The sequence below is a fragment of the Streptomyces sp. NPDC058632 genome, assembly GCF_042717095.1.
Lineage (GTDB): Bacteria > Actinomycetota > Actinomycetes > Streptomycetales > Streptomycetaceae > Streptomyces.
In genome coordinates, this window is sequence record NZ_JBHXQZ010000200.1 from 1 (window position 1) to 2,008 (window position 2,008).

Consider the following 2,008-nt stretch of genomic DNA (forward strand, 5'->3'; position numbering starts at 1 on the left):
GGGAAGTGGAAGGCCATGTGGCATTCGTCGCCGCCGGCGGCGTAGTCGCCGAAGTAGTCGACCACGTCCTCCGGCCACTGGTTCGCCTCCGCCAGGACCACGGTGTCCGGATACTGCGCGTCGATCTCCTTGCGCACCCGCTTCAGGAAGGCGTGCGTGGCGGGCAGGTTCTCGCAGTTGGTGCCCTCCTCCTGGTAGAGGTACGGCACCGCGTCCAGCCGGAAACCGTCGATGCCCAGGTCCAGCCAGAACTTCAGCGCGGAGATCATCTCCTCCTGCACGGCCGGGTTCTCGTAGTTCAGGTCCGGCTGGTGGGAGAAGAAACGGTGCCAGTAGTACTGCCCGCGCACCTGGTCGTACGTCCAGTTGGAGGCCTCGGTGTCGACGAAGATGATCCGCGCGTCCTGGTACTGCTTGTCGTCGTCCGCCCAGACGTAATAGTCGCCGTAGGGGCCGTCCGGGTCCTTGCGGGACTCCTGGAACCACGGGTGCTGGTCGCTGGTGTGGTTCATGACGAAGTCGATGATCACGCGCATGCCCCGCTGGTGGGCGGCGTCCACGAACTCCACGAAGTCGGCGAGGTCGCCGAAGTCGGGCAGGACGGCGGTGTAGTCGGCGACGTCGTAACCGCCGTCGCGCAGCGGCGACTTGAAGAAGGGGGGCAGCCAGAGGCAGTCGACGCCGAGCCACTGCAGATAGTCGAGCTTGGCGGTCAGCCCCTTCAGGTCGCCGATGCCGTCGCCGTTGCTGTCCTGGAAGGAGCGGACGAGGACCTCGTAGAAGACGGCTCGTTTGAACCAGTCCGGGTCGCGGTCCTGCGCCGGTGTGTCCTCGAAGGTGTCCGGTACGGGCTCGTTGACGATCATGATGCGGGTGACCCTCCGATCTGCGGGGTGGACGGTCGCAGAACCGTGCCGTGCTCATCGGGGGACGCGACACCGGCGGCTGTCGCCGCGCGGCCCGCGGATTCCCGGCCGACGACGAGCACATGTGCTCCGCCCGGCCCGAGACGCACATAGTTGGCCCTGCCCCAGTGATAGGTCTCGCCGGTGAGCTCGTCGCGCACCGGCACCGACTCGTGCCAGTCCAGGCCGAGTTGCGGCATGTCCAACGAGACCGTGGCCTCCTGGGTGTGGTGGGGGTCGAGATTGACGACCACGAGGACCGTGTTCGCACCCTGCCGCTTCGAGTACGCGATGACCGGGTCCTGGTCCGCCTGGTGGAAGTGGAGATCGCGCAGCCGGCGAAGGGCCGCGTTCTGCCGCCGGATGGTGTTGAGGCGGGTGATGAGGGGGGTGAGGGTGCGGCCCGTCTGCTCGGCGGTGTCCCAGTCGCGGTGTGTGAGCTGGTACTTCTCCGAGTCGAGGTATTCCTCGCCGCCGTCGCGCAGGGGGGTGTTCTCGCAGAGTTCGTAGCCGCTGTAGATGCCCCAGGTGGGGGAGAGGGTGGCGGCCAGGACGGCGCGGGCCTCGAAGGCGGGCCGGCCGCCGTGCTGGAGGTAGGCGTGCAGGATGTCGGGGGTGTTGACGAAGAGGTTGGGCCGCATGCAGGAGGCGGCGTCCCGCGAGAGTTCGGTGAGGTACTCGGTCAGTTCCTCCTTGGTGGTGCGCCAGGTGAAGTAGGTGTAGGACTGCTGGAAGCCGACGGCGGCCAGGGTGTGCATCATCGCGGGGCGGGTGAAGGCCTCGGCCAGGAAGATGACGTCGGGGTCGGTGCCGTTGATGTCGGCGATCACGCGTTCCCAGAACACCACCGGCTTGGTGTGCGGGTTGTCCACCCGGAAGATCCGGACCCCCGCCGCCATCCAGTGCCGCAGCACCCGGCACGTCTCGGTGATCAGGCCGTCCATGTCCGCGTCGAAGGCGACCGGGTAGATGTCCTGGTACTTCTTCGGCGGGTTCTCCGCGTACGCGATCGTGCCGTCGGGGCGGTGGTGGAACCACTGGGGGTGTTTGTGGACCCAGGGGTGGTCGGGGGAGCACTGGAGGGCGAAGTCCAGGGCGATCTC

At 67.4% G+C, this 2,008-nt stretch carries 1 protein-coding gene and 1 pseudogene; both read right to left on the bottom strand.

Features of this window, described 5'->3' with window-relative positions; genetic code table 11:
* The coding region (locus ACFWVE_RS34945) for an alpha-amylase family glycosyl hydrolase (protein ID WP_384023270.1) at positions 1–866 on the bottom strand (866 nt) is incomplete at its 3' end.
* A pseudogene (locus tag ACFWVE_RS34950) lies at positions 863–2,008 on the bottom strand (alpha-1,4-glucan--maltose-1-phosphate maltosyltransferase); the annotation flags it as partial. The gene ACFWVE_RS34945 and the pseudogene ACFWVE_RS34950, both read right to left, overlap by 4 nt.